Annotated in this window: 16 protein-coding genes; 9 read left to right on the top strand and 7 right to left on the bottom strand. The window is 72.5% G+C overall.

The annotated features are described in order from the left end of the window. Positions 1-13: 13 nt before the first annotated feature. Positions 14-1,201: an MFS transporter gene (locus ACYVAG_RS08620; RefSeq protein WP_460768842.1), complete on the top strand. Its 1,188-nt coding sequence runs from the start codon at positions 14-16 to the stop codon at positions 1,199-1,201. Between the two features lie 10 nt (positions 1,202-1,211). After that, on the top strand, positions 1,212-1,790 hold the full coding sequence (locus ACYVAG_RS08625) for a bacterial proteasome activator family protein (protein WP_460768845.1): 579 nt from the start codon (positions 1,212-1,214) through the stop codon (positions 1,788-1,790). A 59-nt stretch (positions 1,791-1,849) separates the two neighbouring features. On the opposite strand, the gene ACYVAG_RS08630 is transcribed toward ACYVAG_RS08625, so the two are convergent. The 4 genes from ACYVAG_RS08630 to ACYVAG_RS08645 form a co-directional block, all read right to left on the bottom strand. Next, positions 1,850-2,431, bottom strand: coding sequence for a WhiB family transcriptional regulator (locus ACYVAG_RS08630; protein WP_460768847.1), 582 nt, complete (start codon positions 2,429-2,431; stop codon positions 1,850-1,852). Positions 2,432-2,743: 312 nt separating this feature from the next. Further along, entirely contained in the window at positions 2,744-3,553 is an 810-nt protein-coding gene (locus tag ACYVAG_RS08635; RefSeq protein ID WP_460768849.1) for an HAD family hydrolase, read from the bottom strand. A gap of 52 nt (positions 3,554-3,605) precedes the next feature. Continuing rightward, positions 3,606-4,886 carry a serine--tRNA ligase gene (serS, locus tag ACYVAG_RS08640; protein ID WP_460768852.1) on the bottom strand — a complete coding sequence of 427 codons (1,281 nt, stop codon included), beginning with the start codon at positions 4,884-4,886 and terminating at the stop codon, positions 3,606-3,608. A gap of 56 nt (positions 4,887-4,942) precedes the next feature. Next, positions 4,943-6,247, bottom strand: coding sequence for an ABC transporter substrate-binding protein (locus tag ACYVAG_RS08645; protein ID WP_460768855.1), 1,305 nt, complete (start codon positions 6,245-6,247; stop codon positions 4,943-4,945). A gap of 170 nt (positions 6,248-6,417) precedes the next feature. On the opposite strand from ACYVAG_RS08645, the gene ACYVAG_RS08650 reads away from it, so the two are divergent. The 4 genes from ACYVAG_RS08650 (at position 6,418) to larC (ending at position 12,103) form a co-directional block, all read left to right on the top strand. Then, positions 6,418-8,160 (top strand): glycoside hydrolase family 13 protein, encoded by a 1,743-nt coding sequence (locus ACYVAG_RS08650; RefSeq protein WP_460768857.1) that lies wholly within the window; start codon positions 6,418-6,420, stop codon positions 8,158-8,160. Between the two features lie 32 nt (positions 8,161-8,192). Then, entirely contained in the window at positions 8,193-9,794 is a 1,602-nt protein-coding gene (locus ACYVAG_RS08655) for a bifunctional phosphatase PAP2/diacylglycerol kinase family protein (protein ID WP_460768859.1), read from the top strand. Between the two features lie 258 nt (positions 9,795-10,052). Next, complete coding sequence (gene larB, locus ACYVAG_RS08660) at positions 10,053-10,712, top strand: nickel pincer cofactor biosynthesis protein LarB (RefSeq protein ID WP_460768860.1); 660 nt, start codon at positions 10,053-10,055, stop codon at positions 10,710-10,712. Then, a complete protein-coding gene (larC, locus tag ACYVAG_RS08665) occupies positions 10,709-12,103 on the top strand; it encodes a nickel pincer cofactor biosynthesis protein LarC (protein ID WP_460768862.1) in 1,395 nt (464 codons plus the stop codon). Before larB ends, larC begins: the two co-directional genes overlap by 4 nt. Here the strand turns inward: larC and mptB are convergent. Then, positions 12,096-13,700 (bottom strand): polyprenol phosphomannose-dependent alpha 1,6 mannosyltransferase MptB, encoded by a 1,605-nt coding sequence (gene mptB / locus ACYVAG_RS08670; protein WP_460768863.1) that lies wholly within the window; start codon positions 13,698-13,700, stop codon positions 12,096-12,098. The two genes, larC and mptB, sit on opposite strands and share 8 nt — an antisense overlap. 176 nt (positions 13,701-13,876) lie before the next feature. Between mptB and ACYVAG_RS08675 the strand changes: the two genes are divergently transcribed. Further along, complete coding sequence (locus ACYVAG_RS08675; protein WP_460768865.1) at positions 13,877-15,106, top strand: arginine deiminase; 1,230 nt, start codon at positions 13,877-13,879, stop codon at positions 15,104-15,106. Beyond that, a complete protein-coding gene (locus ACYVAG_RS08680) occupies positions 15,076-16,578 on the top strand; it encodes a hypothetical protein (protein WP_460768866.1) in 1,503 nt (500 codons plus the stop codon). Before ACYVAG_RS08675 ends, ACYVAG_RS08680 begins: the two co-directional genes overlap by 31 nt. Here the strand turns inward: ACYVAG_RS08680 and ACYVAG_RS08685 are convergent. Next, entirely contained in the window at positions 16,469-17,221 is a 753-nt protein-coding gene (locus tag ACYVAG_RS08685; protein WP_460768867.1) for a DUF998 domain-containing protein, read from the bottom strand. The genes ACYVAG_RS08680 and ACYVAG_RS08685 overlap by 110 nt on opposite strands. Then, positions 17,214-18,440 (bottom strand): glycosyltransferase, encoded by a 1,227-nt coding sequence (locus ACYVAG_RS08690; RefSeq protein WP_460768869.1) that lies wholly within the window; start codon positions 18,438-18,440, stop codon positions 17,214-17,216. Before ACYVAG_RS08690 ends, ACYVAG_RS08685 begins: the two co-directional genes overlap by 8 nt. A 178-nt stretch (positions 18,441-18,618) precedes the next feature. Here ACYVAG_RS08690 and ACYVAG_RS08695 point away from each other — a divergent pair, with 178 nt between their 5' ends. Then, positions 18,619-19,875, top strand: coding sequence for a S8 family peptidase (locus ACYVAG_RS08695; protein ID WP_460768870.1), 1,257 nt, complete (start codon positions 18,619-18,621; stop codon positions 19,873-19,875). Positions 19,876-19,944 lie beyond the last annotated feature (69 nt).

The following is a 19,944-nucleotide window of genomic DNA, read 5'->3' on the forward strand; positions in this document are numbered from 1 at the left end:
TAGGCTTGGGCCAGTGAGGCTCTCGATCTATCGCGACGTGTGGGCCGTGCCCGCCGCACGGTCGATCCTGCTGCTCGGCCTGCTGGTCCGCGCCCCCCTGTTCGGCGGCATGGTGCTGCTCACCGTCCACGTCGTCGACAAGCTCGGGACGTCGTACGCGGCCGCCGGCCTCGTCTCCACCGCCGGCACCGTCGCGGTCGCCGCCGCCGGACCCTGGCGCGGACGCATGCTCGACCGCCTGGGCCTGCGGCGCACCATCGCGCCGTCGCTCGTCGTGCTGCCGATCTGCTGGGCCGTCGCGCCGTTCTCGTCCTACTGGGTGCTGATGGCGCTCGTCGTCGTCGCCGGACTGTTCAACGTGCCGACGTTCTCGATCATCCGCCAGGCCCTCCTCAGCGCGGTCTCCGACCAGCAGCGCAAGACCGCCATCGCGTTCGACTCGGTGCTCGTCGAGATCTCGTTCATGGCCGGCCCGGCCCTCGCCGTGTGGGTCGCCACGGTCTGGGACACGTCGTGGGCGCTGCTCACCTTCGAGATGTGCTCGATCGCGGCCGCCGGCGTGATCTTCCTCGTGAACCCCCGCATGACCCACGCCGACGCCGAAGATTCCGGCCAGGCGCGCCCCGCGCTGCGCGAGTGGGTCACCCCCGGCGTCGCCTGGCTGATGGTCATGGCGGTCGCGACCACGCTCGTGCTGGGCGCCACCGACCTCGGCGTCGTCGCCGGCCTCCGCGCGCTCGGCCACCCCACGTCCATCGGCTGGGTACTCGCCCTGTGGGGCCTCGGCTCGGCGATCGGCGGCTTCGCGTTCGGCGCGATGCAGAGGTCGATCCCGCCGTGGGTGATCCTGTTCGGCCTGGGCGCCTTCACCATCCCGGTCGCGTACGCCCGCTCCGACGTCGCCATGGCCCTCCTGCTGGTAGTGGCGGGCGTGTTCTGCGCCCCGTCGATCGCTGCGGCGACCGAGGCGCTGTCGGTCCTCGTCCCGCCGCGCGCCCGCGGCGAGGCGTTCGGCTGGCACGGCTCGATGATGACGGTCGGCTCGGCCGTCGGCTCGCCCGCGATCGGCATCGCGATCGACGCGTACGGCTGGCAGGGCGGCTTCGTCGCCGGCGGCGCCACCGGCGCGCTGGTCGCCCTGGTCGGCGCGGTGCTCATCCGGCGGAGGCGGCGTACGCGGGTGGCCGCGGCGCCCGCCTAGACTGGCGCGCATGACCGAGGAGAACCAGACCCAGCCGGAGCAGGACGCCAACCAGGCCCAGCCGACGATCGTGGGCCAGGCCGAGGACGGCCGAACCTACGTGGTCGGCCCCCGATCGATGGCGGTCGAGGATCGCGGCGGCAACCCGGTCGGATCGATGGTCGAGGAGCCGGCGAAAGTGATGCGCATCGGCCACATGACCCGCACGCTGCTCGAGGAGATCAAGTCGGCGCCGCTCGACGACGCGTCCCGCAAGCGACTGCGCGAGGTGTACGCCGCCTCGGTCGCGGAGCTGAAGGACGGGCTCGACCCCGAGCTGGCGGCCGAACTGGAGCGGATCGCCCAGCCGTTCGCCGAGGACGCCACCCCGTCCGACGCCGAGCTCCGCATCGCCCAGGCCCAGCTCGTCGGCTGGCTCGAGGGGCTGTTCCAGGGAATCCAGACCGCGCTCGTCGCTCAGCAGATGGCCGCGCGCGCCCAGCTCGAGCAGATGCACCGGGCGCTGCCGCCCGGCCACCCGCAGGCTCAGGGGCCGGACCAGCAGCAGCGTCCCGACGGCGAGGGCGGCCGCTCCGGCATGTATCTCTGAGTGGTTCCTGGGCTTCGACTCGCTTCGCTCGCTCAGCGACCGTTGGAGGAGGGGCCCGCTCAGGCCGCGCGGCGCACCGGCCGCTGGCGCAGCACGTCGCCGTAGGCCTGCATGACCTGCGCCATCGACGGCACGAACTTCTTCACCGGCTTCGGCTGGTGGGACTCGTTGCGGTGCTTGCGCAGGTGGCGCTTGACCGTCGAGAGCGAGCACCCCAGGCGGTGGGCCAACATCTCGAGGCTCTCGTGGGGGTTCGCGTTGCGCAGGCGCACGACCTCGTCGTGGTCGACCTGGCGGTGGCGCGCGGTGACACCGGCGAGGGTGTCGAGGTCTTCGGCCTGGACCGTGATGCGGAGACGGTTGCGCATCTCCTGGCGCTGGCGGGCCGTGGTGCCGGCCACGAACCCGGCGACGTCGTAGTTCACGACCGCGTTGTAGAGGCACTGCTGCATCAGCGGGCACTCGAGGCAGAGGTTCTCGGCCTTGCGGGCGAGCATCATGTGCTCGCGGCGGTCGTCAGCCGGCGCGGAGGCCGTCGGCGGCTCCTCCAGCAGCGGGTGCTGGAACAGCGAGGCGTTCTCCACGCAGCCGCGGACGACGGTGGTGGTCTCGGTGCGGTCGGCACGAGCGGTGCTGAACATGTCGTTCCCCCATCTTCTATCTCGGTTCCTGGCTGCTCCGACGCCCTTATGGGCCTCAGTGGTTCCCCTGAACCGCCCCCGATGTCGGCGTTTTTTCCGACATCCCTAGGTTCGCAAACACAAAGAAGTGAGAACAGCCATCGAGGTAGGGATCGCTACCCGACTTGGCGTAGGTATTAACATGCGCAAATCTAGGTACGCGTACTCAGCTCATCGGTGCCGTAGGCGGACACCCGTCCTACTGCCCCGCGCCACAGCCACGTACGCCCCAGTAGCGGGCTGTTGAAGTCTCAACACGCCCGATGCAGGGATTCAGCGTGCGGGACCGAACCAGCGCGCCAACTCGGCCGGCGTGCCACCTTCGGCGAACAGGCCGGTCACCGCATCGGCCGCGGCCCTGACCTCCTCGGGCGCATCACCGAGCGCCACACCGCGCCCGGCCCATCGCAACATCTCGATGTCGTTGCGGCCGTCGCCGAGCGCCAGCACGTCGGCCTGCGCCACGCCCAGCTCCTCACACACGTACGCCAGCCCGGTCGCCTTGTGGACGCCCTCGGGCGCGATGTCGAGCCAGGCGGAATAGCCGATGAAGTAGCTGACGCCATGGAGGCCGAGCCCCTCCGCCAGGGCGATGAAGTCCTCGTCGCTCGACTCCGGGTCGCGCACGATCACGCGCGTGACGGGCTCGGACCGCAGCTCGTCGAGCGTCTCGTGCCACACGTCGCCGTGCAGGTCGCCGTCAGGGAACGCCCCCGACACCCGATAGCCCTCCCCCACGACCTCGGTCGCGATGAGCGCGTGGGGCGCCTCCGCGGCGACGCGGTCGATCACCGGCGCGGGATCGAACGTCACCTGCCGCACGACCTCGGCCGGCTGCCCCGAGGCCGGGTCATAGGTGACCACGACGGCGCCGTTCGACGAGATGCCGAACCCGGGCGGGAGGCCGAGCGCGTCGAAGATGGGCCGCGTCGCGTGCCAGCCGCGTCCGGTCGACAGCACCACCGGTACGCCGGCGTCGACCACGCTGCGGACCGCCGCGTGGATGGCTTCGGGGAGGACCCCCGCATGGTCGACGACAGTGCCGTCGATGTCGAGGGCCACGAGGCGGGGGCGGAACGTCACGCTGCCAACCTAGCGGTCACGGGGCCACCGGCCGCGCCGCGAACACGACGACTCACCGCGCCTGCGGCACCAGCGCCTCGCGCCCGCCGAGATAGGGCCGCAACGCCGCGGGGATGCGTACGGACCCGTCGGCCTGCTGGTGGTTCTCGAGGATCATGATGATCATGCGCGTCATGGCGCACAGGGTGCCGTTGAGGGTCGCGACCGGGCGTACACCGTCGGCGAAGCGGCCGCGGATGGCGAGCCGACGCGCCTGGAAGTCGGTCGTGTTCGAGGTCGACGTGATCTCGCGATATTTCTCCTGCGTCGGCAGCCAGGCCTCGCAGTCGAACTTGCGGGCCGCCGACAGGCCGAGGTCGCCCGAGGCCACGTCGATGACGCGGAACGGGATCTCGAGCGAGGCGATGAACTCCTTCTCGAACCCGAGCAGCTTCTGGTGCATCGCCTCGGCGTCCTCGGGCGCGCAGTGGACGAACATCTCGACCTTGTCGAACCAGTGGACGCGGAAGATGCCACGGGTGTCCTTGCCGTACGACCCGGCCTCGCGGCGGAAGCACGGCGAATAGCCCACGTATTGCCGCGGAAGCGACTCGCCCTCGAGGATCTCGCCGGCGTGGTAGGCCGCGAGCGCGACCTCCGACGTGCCGACGAGATAGAGGTCGTCGGCGGGCAGGTGATAGACGTCGTCGCCCGACCCCTGGCCCAGATAGCCCGTGCCGTCCATCGACGACGGCCGCACCAGCGCCGGCGGGATGATCGGCGTGAACCCCCACTCGGTGGCCTTCGCCATCGCGTGGTTGAGCAGCGCCAGCTCGAGCTGGGCGCCCTGGCCGGTCAGGAAATAGAACCGCGAGCCCGACACCTTCGCGCCGCGTTCCATGTCGATCGCGGCGAGCATCTCGCCGAGCTCGAGGTGGTCGCGCGGAGTGAAGCCCTCGGCCGCGAAGTCGCGCGGCTGCCCGATCTCCTCGAGCACGACGAAGTCGTCCTCGCCACCGCGCGGCACCTCGTCGAACACCAGGTTGGGCAGGGCGCGCAGCTGGTCGGTGAAGCGCGCATCGGTCTCGTTCGACGCGGCCTCGGCCTCCTTCACCTGCGCCGACAGCTCCTTGGTGCGGGCCAACAGCTCCTGCTTCTGTTCGCCCTGGGCCTTCGCGACCTGCTTGCCCATGCCCTTCTGTTCCGCGCGCAGTTCCTCGAACCGCGCGATGGACGCGCGCCGCGCCTCCTCGAGGGCGAGCAGGTCGTCGACGACGGCCGACGACTCGCCGCGGGCCTCGAGCGAGGCGCGAACACGGTCAGGATCAGTGCGCAGCAGCTTGGGATCGATCACCCCGCCAGCCTATCGGGGCCGACAGGTGGCCCCCACGCGGTTTCCCGCGCGGACGGTCACTTGATGATCGTCTCCAGCCGCTTCTGCAGGTCGGCGAGCGCCTCGGCCGGCAGCTTCTGGCCCTGCAGGGCCGCGTACGTCGAGTCCTGCACGGCGGCGGTCACGTCGCCGTACTTCACGACCTGCGGGCGCGGCTTCGCAACCTTCAGCGCGTCGAGCAGGATCGGCATGTAGTCGAGCTTCTCGGTCACCTTCGGGTCGGTGTAGGTCGCCGTACGCGCCGCCGCGCGCGAGGTGGCGAGGGTCCGCGTACGCATCACGTCCTCCGACGTCATGTATTTGATGAAGTCGCGGGCCGTGGCCTTGTTCTTGCCGAACCTGTTCACCATGAGGTTCGAGCCGCCGAGGCTCGAGACGCCGGGGCCGCCGACGCCGGGGATGGGGGCGATGCCGAACTTGCCGGCGACCTGCGACGAGCCGTCGGTCTTCGACGCCTGCGAATAGACGTGGGGCCAGTTGCGGTGGAAGATCGCCTTCCCCTCCTGGAAGGCGCGTCGCGACTCCTCCTCCTTCCAGGTCAGCGCCTCCTTGGGGATGGTGCCGTCCTTGACGGCCTCGACCATCCACTCCAGGCCCTTCTGGGACTCGGGGGTGTTGACCTTGGGGGCGCCGGACGCGTCGACGACCTGGCCGCCGGCCGACATGATCGCCTCGGAGAAGTTGACCGTCAGGCCCTCGTACTTGTTGAACTGCGGCGCGAAGCACGACATCGACGCGGCCTCGGGCAGCGCCCTGATCTTCGCGCAGGCCGCCTTCATCTCCTCGACGGTGGTCGGCGGCTTGGCGCCCACCTTCTCGAGGAGGTCCTTGCGATAGTAGAGGAACGCGGCGTTCGTCACCTGCGGGACGCCGTAGAGCTTGTTGCGATATTTCGCCGAGTCGACGGCGCCCGGCACGAACTTGTCGAGGTCGTAGTCGCCGGCGCTGAGTTCCTGCACCCAGCCGTTCGCGGCGAACTCGGCCGTCCAGACGATGTCGGCGCCGAGCACGGTGTAGTCGGAGCCCTTGGTCTGGAAGCTCCTGACCATCTGCAGGCGCTGCTGGTCGGCCGAGTCGGGCAGCTCGATCAGGGTCGCCTTCTCGTTGGGGTGGGCCGCGTTCCAGGCGTCGAGCTCCTTCTGCATGTTGCCGGTGGTGTCCTTGCCGATCACATAGGTGATGGGGCCGCGGGCGTTCTCGTCCTCGGCGGGCACCGACGCCTGACCGGCGGGCTTCGAGCCGCCGCAGGCGGCGAGCGACAGGACCAGTCCTGTCGCGAGGAGCCCCGAGGCGAGGCGTGCGGATCGTGAACCACGGATCATGTGAGGACTCCTTCGTCCGGGAAATTGACGGAGCCTCAATGTAGACAAAGAGCCAACGGCGTGTCCCTGTGATCTCCATCATGCGGGACAAGATCTCCACCATGCGGGACGGGACTGTCGCCGAAACCTTCCACGCGGTTGGGTGGAGTGATGCCGACGAGGAGGCCCGCATGACCACGACGCCCGCGCCCGATGCCGCGACCGCTCCCCCGCCGAACGCCGACCACGACTGGTGGCGCGGCGCCGTCGTCTACCAGATCTATCCCCGCTCGTTCGCCGACGCCGACGGCGACGGCACGGGCGACGTCCGCGGCATCATCGACCGCCTCCCCCACCTCGCAGGCCTGGGCGTCGACGCCCTGTGGATCAGCCCCTGGTATCCCTCGCCCCTGGCCGACGGTGGCTATGACGTGTCGGACTATCGCGGCATCCACCCCGACTTCGGCACGCTGGCCGACGCCGACGAGCTGATCGCGAAGGCCCACGCGGCCGGCCTGCGCATCCTGCTCGACCTCGTGCCGAACCACACCAGCATCGAGCACCCCGCCTTCGCCGCGGCGGTCGCCGGCGGCCCGGACGCCCCCGAGCGCGCGCTGTTCCACTTCCGCGAGGGCCGCGGCGACGGCTTCGAGCCGCCGAACAACTGGGCGGCCATGTTCGGCGGGCCCGCCTGGACCCGCATCACCGAGCCCGACGGCACGCCCGGCCCCTGGTATCTCCACCTCTTCGCCCCCGAGCAGCCCGACTGGAACTGGGAGAACCCCGACGTCGCCGACGAGTTCGACGCGATCCTGCGGTTCTGGTTCGACAGGGGCGTCGACGGCTTCCGCATCGACGTCGCCGACTCGATGGTCAAGGACGCGGCCATGCCGGACCTCCCGATCGACCCGAACACCGGCGTCGCGACGCTGCAGAAGATCATCGGCGGCCCGGTGCGCGACCGGCCCGAGGTCGAGCACCTCCACCGCCGCTGGCGCGCGGTCGCCGACGCGTACGACCCGCCGCGCATGTTCGTCTCGGAGGCCTGGCTGACGCCGGCGCCGCGCCTCGCGAAATATGTCGCGCCCGGCCGGCTCCACAGCACGTTCAACTTCGACCAGCTCAACTGCGAGTGGGCGTACGCGTCCCTGCGCTCGGTGATCGACCACAACGTGCGGGCGTACGTCGAGGTCGGCGCCCCGTGCAGCTGGGTCCTGTCGAACCACGACGCGCCCCGGGTGGCAAGCCGCTATGGGAAGTCGAAGACCGGCCGCACGTTCAACGCCGACGGCGTCGTGTCCGACGCGTCGGTCGGGCCGGGCGGCTGGGAGGCGATGCTCCACCTCGAGACCGACCTCGAGCTCGGCCGCCGACGGGCCCGCGCCGCCGCGCTGCTCGAGCTGGCACTGCCGGGGTCCGCTTACGTCTATCAGGGCGACGAGCTCGGCCTCGACGAGGTCGAGGACCTGCCCGACGACGCGCGGCAGGACCCGACGTGGTTCCGCACCGACCACGCGCTGACCGGCCGCGACGGCTGCCGCGTGCCGCTGCCGTGGTCGGGCGAGGCGCCGCCATTCGGGTTCGGGCCGGGGGCTGGCCAGCCGTGGCTGCCGCAGCCGGCGCGCTGGGCCGGGCGTACGGTCGCGGACCAGGACGGCGACCCCGACTCCCACCTGACGCTCTATCGCGCCGCGCTCGCCGAGCGTCGCGCCAACCCGGCGCTGGGCGACGGCCCGTTCGCGTGGGACGACGACGCGACCGACGGCGTGCTGGCGTTCACGCGCGTTGAGTCGTTCCGGTGTCTGGTGAACCTGGGATCCGGCCCGACGGAACTGCCGCCCGGCGACGAGGTCATCCTCGCCTCGGGAGACCTCGACGACGGCGCGCTCCCCGTGGACACCGCGGTCTGGTTGAAGGTCGGCCGAAGCGGCTGAGCGGGCCGGTCGGCAGGCCCTAGGATCGGACGGTGGCCCGACGACCCAGCACCTACGCGATCGGCATCACCGCAGCCTCCCTCGGGGCCGCGGTGCTGTGGACCGTCCTCGTGGCGGTCGGGACGTTCGACGGGGTCGACCGCGCCACCGCGTACGCCGGGCTGGCCCCCGATTCGGCGCTGGCCCAGCTCGCGTCGGCGTTCGCGCTGACGTTCCACCCGTGGGTCCTGTTCCTGATCCTCGGCGGCATCGCCGTCTGGGCCAACCAGCGCCGCATGCGCAACCTCGCTATCGCCCTGACGCTGGCCATCGCGTTCGGGTGGGCGGGCTATCTGCTGCTGAAGATCCTCCTGCGCCGCGAACGTCCCGCCACCCCGCTCGACGTCATCACCCACGTCGGGTACGCGTACCCCTCCGGCCACCTGGTCGCCGCGACCATCGCGGCGACCATGATCGCCGCCACGACGACCGTGACGCGCCAGTCGCGCACCGCGCAGTGGTGGGCCCGCGGCGTCGGCCTGCTCGCGGTCGCCCTGGTCGCGGCCGACCGCTGGATCATGAACGCCCACTGGCTGTCCGACATCGTCGGCGGCGTGCTGTGGGGTGCGGCCGCGACGTCGCTGGCGCTGGTCGTGGGCCGCGTACGCGTCCTCCCGCAGGACCCGCTGCAGGCGATCGAACAGGTCGTACGCCGCACCCCGCCGCCCGAGCCCGAGCCCGGCGCGAAGCTGAAGCGGTGTGCGATCGTCTACAACCCGACGAAGGTGCTCGACCGGGCGACGTTCCAGCGCCATGTCGAATATGAGCTGGAGTCGCGCGGCTGGGACCGGCCGATCTGGCTCGAGACGACCCGCCACGACCCTGGCCACCAGATGACCGAGGTCGCCGTCCGCAAGCAGGTCGACCTCGTGCTGGGGGCGGGCGGCGACGGGACGATCCGCGTGGTCTGCGACGGGCTGGCCGACACGGGCATCCCCTTCGGGATCATCCCCGCCGGCACCGGCAACCTGCTGGCCCGGAACCTCGGCATCCCGCTCGACGAGCTTTCGGCGCTCCGCGTCGCGTTCGACGGCGTCGCCACGCCGACCGACCTCGTGAAGATCACGGTCGACGACGAGGACGAGGGCGAGGCCTGCGCCGTCATGGCCGGCATCGGCATCGACGCGGCGATCATGGAGAAGACCGACTCCGACCTGAAGAAGGTCGTGGGGTCGGCGGCGTACTTCGTCGCGGCCGCCCAGAACGCCAACCACCCACCGCTGCCCGTCACGATCACCGTCGACGGCGGCGAACCCTTCCGCCGCAAGGCCGCGGTGCTGCTCGTCGGCAACGTCGGCATCCTCCAGGGCGGCATCCAGATCATCCCGGGCGCGCGCGCCGACGACGGCGAGCTCGACCTGCTGGTCGCGTCCCCGCGTACGCCGGTGGACTGGGCGCGGCTGACGACGAAGGTGCTGACCCGCCGCGGGGCGGCCGACGACGACCGCATCGACCTGATCCGGGCGAAGCGGGTCGAGATCGTGGCGGACCGGTCGGACGCCTACCAGCTGGACGGCGACACGGAGGGGCGCTGCGAGAAGCTGGTGGCGGAGGTCATGCCGGGGGCACTGCGGTTGATGCTGCCGAAGCGTTAGCGGCGAGCGAGCGCCAGCACCCACGTTGGCTGAGCGACGAAGGAGTCGAAGCCACGCAAGTGACGCTCTCCGAGCGAGCGCCAGCACCCACGTTGGCTGAGCGACGAAGGAGTCGAAGCCACGCAAGTGACGTTCTCCGAGCGAGCGCAGCACCCACGTTGGCTGAGCGACGAAGGAGTAGAAGCCACGCAAGTGACGTTCTCCGAGCGAGCGCCAGCGAGACGAGGAGCGGGCATTCCCCCCGGTAGAGTCCTCCCGGTGAGCGATTCCTGGGCCCGGCCCGACCTCGACCGCCTCGCCCGCACCGGCGATCCTGAGGTCGTGTACGCCGCCGGGAAGTCACCCGAGCAGGTCGTCGCGCTGCTGCGTACGCTCCACGCCGCCCACCCCGACCGCGCCGTCCTGGCCACCCGCCTCTCCCCCGACCACGTCGCCGCCGTCCGCGCCGAACTCCCCGATGCCGACCTCGACGACGCCGCCCGCACCGTCACCCTCGGCCCCCTCCCCCAGCCCGCCGGCACCGTCGCGATCATCGCCGCCGGCACCTCCGACGCCCCCGTCGCCGCCGAGGCCGCCGTCACCGCGCGCGCGTTCGGCGCCGGCGTGCGCCGCATCGACGACGTCGGCGTCGCCGGCCTCCACCGCATCCTCGACGCGCGGGCCGAGTTCGCCGACGCCGATGCGCTGATCGTCGTCGCCGGCATGGAGGGCGCGCTGCCCTCGGTCGTCGGCGGCCTGGTCGGCGTCCCGCTGGTCGCGGTGCCGACGTCGGTCGGCTACGGCGCGAGCTTCCAGGGCGTCGCCGCGCTGCTCGGCATGCTCAACTCGTGCGCCCCCGGCGTCGTCGTCGTCAACATCGACAACGGCTTCTCGGCGGGCGTCCACGCCGCACGCATCGCGCGGGGGCGCGTCCGATGATCGCCTGGATCGACTGCTCCGCAGGCATTGCGGGCGACATGCTGCTCGGCGCGCTGCTCGACGCGGGCGCCTCGCTCGAGGCCGTACGCAGCGCCGTACGCGCCGTCGACGACCGCCTCGACGTCACCGTCGAGCGCACTCAGCGCCACCAGCTCGACTGCGCGAAGGCGACGGTGGTGGACACGTCAACGGGCGCCGCGGCGGACGCCCCCGCCCACTCCCACGATCTCCGAGCGAGCGCTCCCCACTCCCACGATCTCCGAGCGAGCGCTCCCCACTCCCACGATCTCCGAGCGAGCGCTCCCCACTCCCACGATCTCCGAGCGAGCGCTCCCCACTCCCACGATCTCCGAGCGAGCGCCAGCGAGTCGAGGAGCCACCACCGCTCCTACCGCGAGGTCCGCGCCCTCCTCGACGCCGCCGACCTCGCCCCTCGCGTACGCGCCCACGCCCACGCCACCTTCGCCGCCCTCGCCCGGGCCGAGGGAGCGGTCCACGGTGTCGACCCCGACGACGTCCACTTCCACGAGGTCGGCGCGCTCGACGCCATCGGCGACGTGGTCGGCTGCGCCGCCGCCTTCGTCGACCTCGGGCTCGAACCCGACGCCGTCACCGCCTCCACCGTCACCGTCGGCCACGGCGAGCAGGCCTTCGGTGAGCACGGCCGCATCCCCATCCCCGGCCCCGCCGTCACCCATCTCGCCCGCGCCGCCCGCATGCCGATCACCGGCGGCCCCGTCGCGATGGAGATGACCACGCCGACGGGCGCGGCGCTGCTCGCGGCCTGGGCCACCGCGTACGCGCCCCTGCCGCCGATGGTCATCGACCGCGTCGGCCTCGGCGCCGGTACGCGGGACCCGCAGGGTGTGGCGAACCTCGTCCGGGTCGTCCTCGGCGAACCCACGAAGACCACCCACACCCCGACCACCCCCGTCGAGCCCGCCGTCATCCTCGAGGCCAACGTCGACGACCTCGATCCGCGACTGTGGCCCGAGGCCCTCGACGCACTCCTCGCCGCCGGCGCCCACGACGCCTGGCTCACCCCGATCCTGATGAAGAAGGGCCGGCCGGCCCACACGCTCGCGGTGCTGTGTGCGCCCGAGGACTCGGCGCGCCTCGTCGCCGTCATCGCCCGCCACACCACCACCCTCGGCGTGCGCGAGCGCCCCGTGACCAAGCACGTGCTCGACCGCCGCACCGACCGCGTCGACGTCGACGGTCACACCATCGACGTGAAGGTCGGCCTGATCGCCGGGGAGCCGGTCAACGCCCAGCCCGAGTTCGATCACTGCGCCGCCGCGGCCCGCGCACTCGGCCTCACTGCCAAGGAGGTCGTCGCCCGGGCCTCGGCCGCCTGGTGGAGCAAGAAGACGGGCGACGCCGCTAGCTGACCGCCCGCGCCGGCTCGTCGGTCTCGTCGCCCGCGCGGGGGGCCTTCCGGTGCGACCCCACCTTGATGCCGTGCTCGTGCCACCACAACACGATGGCAACCACGATGCCGATGGCCACCGTCGACGAGAAGATCTCGCGGCCGCGGAAGGCCACGGCCCCCAGGCTCGGTGACATCGGGATGATGCGGCCCAGGACATAGCCGAGGTTCAGGGCGGTCACGCGGAACAGCTCGATCAGGTCGAGCCGCGTCGCGCCGAGCAGCGCCATGGGCATGAAGCACATGAGGTCATACCAGGGCAGGGTGTACGCCGAGGTCGCCAGCCATGCGCCCGAGATCACCACCGACGACCTCACCGCGATCGTCAGCGGGTCGTGCTCGGGGTTCTTGCCGGGGGCCAGCCCCGGCACGGCCCGCCACGGCAGGACGCGCGACAACATCCAGCCGAGCACCAGGGTCATGCCCCAGGCCGACGCGCTCATCATCGACTGGATCATGTCGCCGTCGAGGAAGGGCTCGAGGAACCGCCGGATCGGGAAGGCCCACGAGGTCGACGCGACATAGCTGGCGTTCTTCGAGGCCGTCTTCAGCGCGTCCGGATAGATGAGCACGTAGGCGATGATGTTGGGGATCGCGCCGCCGATGCCGGCCAGGATGAACTTCTTGAGCTCCCGCCGATAGGCCCAGGCCATCGCCAGCCCGTAGATGCCGACCGTGGCCTTGGAGGTCATGCCGGTGCCGATGAGCAGTCCGGCGACCAGCGGGTTGCTCCGTAGGAACATGAACCCGGCGATCGCGAACGCGAGCCCGAGCGACTCGTTGTGGGCGCCCGCCGTGACGCCCCAGATCATCACCGGGCAGGCGACGGTCATCAGGATCGCGCGCGTCTGCAGGGCGGAGTCGTGCCGCGCGAGCCACGCGGTGGCGGCGCCGGCCGCCAGCAGCGCCCCGGTGAACACCAGCTGGAACCACATGACGATGTCGTGGACGTTCTCGCGGCCGAGCACGTTGGCCAGCCACATGACGAGGGTGAGCATGGGCCCGTACACGTTCACCGTGTCCTGCCAGGGGTCTTCCATCCAGCGAAGGACGGGGTCCCACTGGCCGCGGAGCACCTCGGCCGGGGTCACGGTGTAGGGGTCGATGCCCAGGGCGGACAGGCGCCCGTACGCGGCGTACATGAGGACGTCGGCCGAGGTCATCGGCGGGACGAGCGCGATCAGGATGTTCATGGCCGCGCCGAGGCCGAACAGTTTGCGGTTGTCGGGCCGCCACCCGGCGGCCACCGCGCGCCAGCTCACCCAGGTGGCGAGGGCGCCGATGATCACCAGGCCCCACCCGAGGATCGCGATGACCCAGTCGTTCGGGCGAGGGAGCCCGGCCGGCAGATAGTAGGGCGGCAGCAGTGATCCGTCACGCGGCCCGAGCGTCAGCGTCATGACCGAGGGGCCGCGGGCGCCGATGAAGACGCTCAGTGCCGTGAAGACCACCATGAGCCCGATCGCGACCTTCGGCGAACGGTGCCAGGGAGTGCCCGCCGGCGCCACGATCAGGTCTTCGCCGTCGGATCCCGGCGCGTCGTGGCGGGGCTCGGTCACTGTGGTCACATCACTGCCTCGATCTGGCGCGTGCAGGTCGACATGCGGGCGCGCGCGGACGGTTGGTCGCAGACAGGCTACTGCCTTTTCCGCGAGACCCCCGTTCCCGAAGGCCCGTCGCGACCCCGGAACCGGCGAACGGGCGGTCCCCCCGCCAACTCGCTAGTGTGCGGCCCATGGTGACCGAAACCCCCCGTCCGGGCAGGGAGACCCCCGCGCCCGGTGTCCACACCGAGGTCGGAGCACTGCGTACCGTGCTGCTCCACCGTCCCGGCAACGAACTGCGGCGCCTCACGCCGCGTAACAACGACGACCTCCTGTTCGACGGCATCCCGTGGGTCGACCGCGCCCAGGACGAGCACGACGCGTTCGCCGACACCCTGCGCTCGCGCGGCGTCGAGGTGCTGCTCCTGGCCGACCTGCTGGTCGAGACGCTGGCCGACGAGACCGCGCGCGCCCATGCGATCGACCTCACCTGCGACGACCTCCACATGGGTGAGACGCTGCGCCGCCAGCTGAGCGCGCGACTGCCCGAGCTCCACCCGGCAGACCTCGCCGAGGTCCTCATGTCGGGGCTGCGCAACGACGAGCACACCGGCCCGCGCACCCTCGTGACCTCGATGAAGGCCCACGAGGACTTCCTCATCGCGCCCCTGCCCAACCTCCTGTTCACCCGCGACTCGTCGGTCTGGATCGGCGACCGCCCGACCATCACCTCGCTCGCCATGCCGGCGCGCGAACGCGAGACCCAGCTGACCGAGCTGATCTACACGTTCCACCCGCGGTTCCGCGACCTGGCCGAGACCGGGCGTACGCCGCTCCACGGCTGGGGCGCAGAGCACATCGAGGGCGGCGACATCCTGGCTCTGGCGCCGGGCGTGCTGGCCATCGGCGTCGGCGAGCGCACCACCCCGGCGGGCGTCGAACAGTTGGCCCGCACCGTGCTCGGCCTCGACCTGGCCCACACGATCCTCGCGGTGCCGATCGACCAGGAGCGCGCGACCATGCACCTGGACACCATCTGCACCATGGTCGACACCGACAAGATGGTCATGTATCCCAACGTCGCCGACCGCCTGATGGCCCTCTCGGTGAAGCTCGACGGCAGCGACCTGGTGGTCAGCGACCAGAGCCCGTTCCTCGAGGCCGCCGCCGACGCCATCGGCCACCCCATCGAGCTCATCGACACCGGCCTCGACCCCGTGACCGCCGAGCGCGAGCAGTGGGACGACGGCAACAACACCCTGGCGATCTCGCCGCGGGTCGCCGTCGCCTACGAGCGCAACACCGAGACCAACGCGCGCCTCGAGGCCGCCGGCATCGAGGTCATCGCGATCTCGGGCTCGGAGCTCGGCTCGGGCCGCGGTGGGCCTCGGTGCATGAGCTGTCCGATCGCTCGGGACTGAACCGCGGCCAGGTGTCTCGGACCCGCACGCCGCAGGCGGCCCCGGCCGCCCAGCCGCCCCTGTTCCGGGTCGCCGCGCTGCCCGCGGTGGCGATGGCGGTGCTGCTGCTCGCGACCTCCACCCGCTACGACCTCCACGGCGACGAGCTCTATTTCCGGATGCTGCCGGTCGCGTGGTGGTACGAGGACCAGCCACCCCTGACCGTCTGGCTCAGCCGGTTGGCCGCCGCGGTGAGCGACGCCGCGTGGGTGCAACGCCTGCCCGCGATCATCGCGGCCGCGGCCGGCGTGGTCCTGGCGGCGTACGCCCCGCGGCTGTTGGGTCACGGCGTCGGCGTCCAGCGCGTCGCGGCGTGGGCCCACGCGGGCACCGTCTATCCGCTGATCGTCGGCCACGTCTTCCTCACCTCGAGCATCGACCTCGTGGTGTGGCAGGGCGTGATCGTCCTGGTCCTCGCGGCCCTGCGGGGGCGACCCGTCGCCCTGGCCTGGGCCGGCGTACTGGTGGGGCTGGGGTGCTGGAACAAACTGCTGGTGCTGTTCCTGGCGGCCGCGCTGGTGGCGGGCCTGCTGGTCGCCGACCGCCGCCTCCTGCGTACGCGGTGGGCGGCGCTGGGGCTCGCGTCGCTCGTGGTCCTGGGCGGGGCCCAGGTGGTGGCCCAGCTCGCCCACGGGCTCCCGATGTCGCAGGTGTCGGGCGACCTCATCGCCCTCAACGGCGGCACCAACCGGTGGCTCGTCCTGCCCCTGCTGGTCGCGTTCGTCGGGCCCCCGTTCCTCGGCGTCTGGTGGCGCGGGCTGGGCTGGCGCCCCACGGGCGCCCGGACCCCGCCCGTCCTGGCCGTCGCCGTCGCCCTCATCACGGGGTGGACGCTCCTGTTCCCCGCCCAGCCCTACTACCCCGTGGCGGCCGTGCTCCCGGCCCTGGCGATCGGGTGGGGCGCCGCCCGCGAGGCCGATGCCTGGGCCTGGCGCCACCGACGGGTGGTGGTGGCCGCGAACTCGGCGGTCGCGCTGGTGCTCTCCCTGCCGCTCCTGCCCACCTCCTCCGCCGTCTACCGCGCGGTCTCCGCGGTCAATCCGGTCCAGCGCGACCAGGCGGGCTGGCGGGGCTACGTCCAGCAGTTGGCGGCCGCCCGCGGCTCGGCGGACACCGCCGTGGTCACCGACGCGTACGCCCTGGCCGGCGCGGCGTCCCACTACGGGCCGGCGTACGGCATCGATCCCCGCCTGGTCGCCTCGGGCCACAACGCCCTGTGGAACCTGGGACCGCCCGCGACCGACGCCGTCCTGCTGGTGGGGGCACGGGCCGTGGAGCACCGGGCCCGGTTCACCGAGTGCACCGCGGCCGGCGCGCTCGAGGTCACCCGGAGCGATCCCTTCGGCGTGGCCGGATCGCCGATGCTGCGCTGCCGCGGCCCGATCGGGGGATGGGCGCAGGTGTGGCCCGGCTTCCGCCATCTGGGGGCCTGATCCCGGCACGCACGGGTGGCCGGCCGACGCGCCAGTGCCGCCCCGCCTCCCACAGCAGGAACCCGAGGAGGACGGCCACGGAGACCAGCTCCGCCACCCCGCGCGGGACCGGGGCGGCCTCATCGCCCGCCAGGTGGTCCAGACACGGCACGAGCGCCGCGGCCCCCAGCACCGCGCGGGCCCGCCCCACGCCGGCGGCCGCGGCGGGCCCGCCCCGGGCGGATCGAACCCCCGCGACCAGCAGACCGGCCGCAGGAACGGGCAGGGCGAGGACCGCACCCCCCATGTGCACCGCGGCGTCCGCGTCCGACGGGACCAGCGCCAGGAGGACGAGGCCGATGGCCAGGGACGCCACCGCGACCGTCAGGACGCGGCCCCAGCTCCGCGCCAGCCGGACGCCGGCGACCAGGACGCAGACCCCCGCGACGACCAGTCCCGCGTTGAACCGTGCCGCGTGCGGGGAACAGAGCCGATGCCCGGAACGCTCGACGCACGCGCCCGACCCGAGGTCGCTGAGCATGCTGTGGTCCCAGGAGAACGACGGGGTCGCACCGGCCAGGGCCCCGACGCATCCCGCGACGAAGGCCAGCACGCCCAGCACGAGAAGGCCGGACTCGAGTCGACGCGGACGGGCGTCAGACACCGCGCCCCACCAGCGACTCGAGCCGCCGCACCGCCGCACCCGTCCCGTCCTCCTCGCGGACACGCTCGCCGAGGGCGCGCGCCCGTGCCGCGACGTGCGGGTCGAGCGCCACGTGCAGCAGCCGCTCGAGGCGCGAGGCCGTCAGCAGCGGACGCGGCAGCCCGCGCGGGGCGACCCCGACCTCGTGGAGCCGATGGGCCCAGAAGAACTGGTCGGCCACATGGGGGACGACGACGGACGGGACCCCGGCGCGGACCACAGCGCCCGTCGTGCCCGCCCCGCCGTGATGGACGACGGCCGCCATCCGTGGCATCAGCGCGGCGTGGGGCTCGGGTCCCAGCAGGTGCACCCGCGAGCCGGGTGGGGTCTGGGCGGCCCCGGGGACCTGGACCGCCGCGCGGACCCCGAGCCGGCGGCAGACGCGCTCGACGAGATCGAGCAGCCGGTCCGGGTGGCGCTGCGGCATCGACCCGAATCCCACGAACACCCACGGTGGGCCCGGCCGATCCAGCAACGCCGCGGTGTCGGCCGACAGCCGACCGGGGTCGGGCGCGACCCACCAGCCCGTCACCGCGTCCCCGGGCGTGGCCGGCGACGCCGCCGGCGCGGCCAGCGCCGGGGAGTACGCGTGCAGCGACCCCAGGTCGTGGGTCGTGAACCCCGAGCGATGGTGGGCGACGATGTGCAGCCTGCCCCCCGACCACCATCCGTCGAAGCCCGCGAGCAGGGGCTCGGCGCGGCGCAGGGCCCACCGGGCCGTCCGGCGCACCGGGCTCGGGAGCGACCACGCGTACGGCAGGACGGGCATGGGTCCGTCGAGCCCGGCGCCCTCCGGCCACAGGTGCGCCCGGACGACCGGGACGCCCCGCTTTCGCGCGGCGGTCACGGCCGCCATGGCGAAGGTCGAGGCGACGACGACATCGGCCCCGTCCAGCACCGCGGCGGTCGGGGCGCCGACCGAGGAGATGAAGTCGGCGAAGACGTCGCGGGCGCGGTTGAGGCCCCGCAGGTCCCCCCGCCTCAGGGCCCGAGCGGCCGGCCCGCTCAACAGCGTGGCCGGGTCGCTGTCGACGGGTTCGACCTCCACCCCGCCCACGTCGCGGGACAGCAGCGAGCGGTGGGAGACCAGCACGGCCTCGTGACCCTCGGCGACCAGCCGTTCGGCGAGGGCCAGGAACGGGTCGAGATCACCCCTGCTGCCGACCGCCACGAGCACCACGCGCACAGTCCCGCCCGCCCTTCCGCCGCCGTTCCCGCTCTCCCGGTGGGACGCCCTGTCCCCGGCACCCACCCCGTCCATTGTTCCCGCACGCCCCAACCATCCGGCGCCCTCCGCGCGCCGTGGACACAGTCATCCGCCCGGCGGAGATCACCCCTCCCCCCGCTATCGTGACCCCGTGCCCACCCCCGTACGCCGCCTCGCAGCGCTCGCCGTCGGCGTCGCGCTCACGCAGGCGTGGGCCCACCCCGCGTACGCGGTGGACGGCGAGGGCGAGCCGTTCGACGCCACCACCTGCATCGACTACCCGCGCCAGGCGCCCATCATGGCGTGGGCGACCGACCGGCTGAAGGCCGAGAAGGCGTGGCCGCTGGCGACCGGCAAGGGGGTCACGGTGGCGGTCCTCGACACCGGCATCGACACCTCCGGCGTGGCGGCGCTGCAGCGCGCCGACGGGCGCCAGGTCGTGCGGGCGAGCTACAACTTCGCGGGCTATGACGCGATCCGCACCAACAACAACGAGCGCCGCACCGACTGCACCCACGGCACGAAGGTCGCGGCCCTCATCGCCGGCCACGCGCCGGAGGGCGGCGGCACGAACTTCGCGGGGGTCGCGCCCGACGCCGACGTGATCGGCATGCGTACGCTCCAGGCCGCCGTGCGCCTCGACGAGGAGAAGGCCAACAGGCCGGAGCCGCTCGAGCCGACGATCCGGGCGATCCGCCGCGCGATCGAGCTGAAGGTCAAGGTCATCAACATCTCGTCGTCCGGCACGGGCTCCCCCGAATACGAGCGGGCGATCGCCGACGCCATCGACGCCGGCATCGTCGTCGTCGCCGCGGCCGGCAACTCCGGCGCCGTGTCGCGGCTGACCTATCCGGCGGGTTACCCCGGCGTCATCGCGGTCGGCATGAGCGACATCAACGACAAGCCCCACGAGAAGTCCCAGTCCAACGAGCGCCTCAGGGTCAGCGTCGGCGCCCCGGGCGTCGAGTTGCTCGTCCCGAACCCGGGCACCGCCGGCGCACCGGCCTGGCAGACCGACACCGGCACGAGCTTCGCCGCCCCGCAGGTCACCGGCGTGGTCGCGCTGATGCTCGAGCTCCAGCCCGACCTCACGCCCGCCGAGGTGAAGCGCCGCCTCGAGGACTCGGCCGACCCGCCCACGGCCGGGTCGCCCGACCGGCAGCTGGGCCACGGCATCGTGAACCCGTACGCGGCCCTCACCTCCCTGCCCGCGAGCGCGCGTACGCCGCGGGCCACCCCGAAGCCCCCCGCGGGTCGCGCCCCGATGCCGAACGACCGCCCGCTGACGAGCGGCCCGGGCGACGACATCGCGCTCGTCGTGGGTCTGGTCGCGGTCCTCGGCATGGGCCTGGCCGCGGCGCTGTACGCGGCGTACCCGTTCGGGAAGCGCCGCAACTGGCGCCCGTGAACCACGTTCCCTGAGCGAGGCCGCCCCCCCTCACGTTCCCTGAGCGAGGCCGCCCCGCCCCCACGTTCC

The organism is Mariniluteicoccus flavus, assembly GCF_054776655.1.